The organism is Peribacillus sp. NPDC058002, assembly GCF_042886655.1.
In the GTDB taxonomy this organism is placed as follows: Bacteria; Bacillota; Bacilli; order Bacillales; family DSM-1321; genus Peribacillus; species Peribacillus aracenensis.
In genome coordinates this window covers 1-1,586 of record NZ_JBHVQU010000475.1, presented here as the reverse complement: position 1 = coordinate 1,586, position 1,586 = coordinate 1, and the positions used below count along the sequence as shown (strand labels likewise).

The window sequence follows — 1,586 nt, the reverse complement described above, 5'->3', positions numbered from 1 at the left end:
GACTTAAATAATTGGAGTGCAGTCCTTTTACTTAAACACGGCAAAAAAACGTTCTTGTTTACAGGTGATGCTGAAGTAAAAGCAGAGTCAGACATGCTGGCTAAAAAACTGGTACCAAGTGTGGATGTACTCAAAGTCGGCCATCATGGTGCAAAAACATCAACAAGTTCAGCTTTCATTAACAAAGCAAAACCGAAATACGCTGTAATCAGTGTAGGGAAAAATGGATATGGGCACCCTACTTCTACTGTTGTAAAACGGTTGAATTCAGTGAAAGCCAAAACTTATCGCACAGATAAATCAGGTAACATTATTTTTACTTCTACAGGTCAGAAAATTACTGTAAAGACGGTGAAATAAATGATACAAGGAATTATCGATCGCTTCGAGGGAAAGATCGCTGTCGTTGAAATCGAAGGCGGCGACATAAAGGATTTTCCTAAAAGCGCCCTTCCCAAAGGAGCAAAAGTAGGAGATATGCTGATTATCAATGGTAATACGATCACCATTTCCAAAGAAGGCACTAAGCAGTTAAGAAAAGAGATTGACGATTTAATGGATGAATTATTTGAGGATTAATTCCGGGGCCCTTCTTTAATAAGAAGGGCTTGCTTTAATTTTGAATGAATCCCATTTACATTCTTTTATGGTTATCCCTGAAACCCTCTAACGCGGTACATACTTTGACATAACCTCTGAAGGCTTTGCCCCATTTGGATCGGAAAACAGATAGAAGGATTTCCTCTTTGTCTCCTCAATTCTCTGGATCAATTTCGTTTTTAAAAAAGATGTCCGGTGCAGCTGGTTTTCGAAAGAACTGCATGATACTGCTATATCGATGGTTTGTCTATTCCTGAATGTGATGGTTGTATGTTTGGAATCCAGGCGATCATAGGTTGCCACATGCTCATGTGATAGCCAGATGCATTGAGGACGCAACGGAGATGTAGTCGGAAAGAAGAAAATCGAACTGGTCGGATCAATCGCGATCGGTGCTTTATGTGTGATGTTTATGAGCTGTTTCGTGCCTTTCTTGCGTCCTTCATAGCTTGATCCGAAGAACTCACAGCTTTTCTTTATTATTTCCATGGGCTTAAACGGGGAGATGAACTCGTCCTCCATTTCAACGATACGGGAATATATTTTACTGCCGTAATTGATTGGTGAAACCATTAGTGTATGTGGCGTAATTTCAAATTCCTCAATAATTCCCTGATTATTTTCCTTCATTTTAATCCACCTCTTCCTCATTGCTAAACACCGCTTTTACTTTTTCGAAGCTTATACCCTTGATTGCTTGTACCCTTCCATTCCCCATTATCCAAGAAGAGTGAAGGGGGATAGCAAATGTATGTTAAATTCCTCACTATAATAGCACAACCCTTAAACATAAAAAGGAAGTTCACAAAAAATTAAGAATTCTTTTATATAGTGGCTTTTTCGTCATCTAAACGACACATTTTCTACTAATGTTTAAATTTTTAAAATTTTCAGTTGATTTTATCCACTCAAATCCATATAATAATAAAAAGGGTCAGGGGTGGTAACTTTGAAAAATGAAAAATCTTATTCAGAGTCAGTGAAGT

At 38.0% G+C, this 1,586-nt stretch carries 3 protein-coding genes; 2 read left to right on the top strand and 1 reads right to left on the bottom strand.

Going from position 1 to position 1,586, the window contains the following annotated elements; genetic code table 11:
- Together ACFVSH_RS26450 and ACFVSH_RS26445 are read left to right on the top strand one after the other, a co-directional pair.
- Positions 1-360: ComEC/Rec2 family competence protein (locus tag ACFVSH_RS26450; protein WP_387708779.1), on the top strand; the 360-nt coding region annotated here is incomplete at its 5' end.
- Positions 361-579 (top strand): DUF3006 domain-containing protein, encoded by a 219-nt coding sequence (locus tag ACFVSH_RS26445; protein WP_387596385.1) that lies wholly within the window; start codon positions 361-363, stop codon positions 577-579.
- 87 nt (positions 580-666) lie between these two features.
- Here ACFVSH_RS26445 and ACFVSH_RS26440 read toward each other — a convergent pair whose 3' ends face one another.
- On the bottom strand, positions 667-1,230 hold the full coding sequence (locus tag ACFVSH_RS26440; RefSeq protein ID WP_260284580.1) for a competence protein ComK: 564 nt from the start codon (positions 1,228-1,230) through the stop codon (positions 667-669).
- Positions 1,231-1,586 lie beyond the last annotated feature (356 nt).

Coding starts and splice junctions, on each gene's coding strand:
- ACFVSH_RS26445 (WP_387596385.1), top strand. CDS start 361: ATGATACAAGGAATTATCGATCGCTTCGAGGGAAAGATCGCTGTCGTT.
- ACFVSH_RS26440 (WP_260284580.1), bottom strand. CDS start 1,230: ATGAAGGAAAATAATCAGGGAATTATTGAGGAATTTGAAATTACGCCA.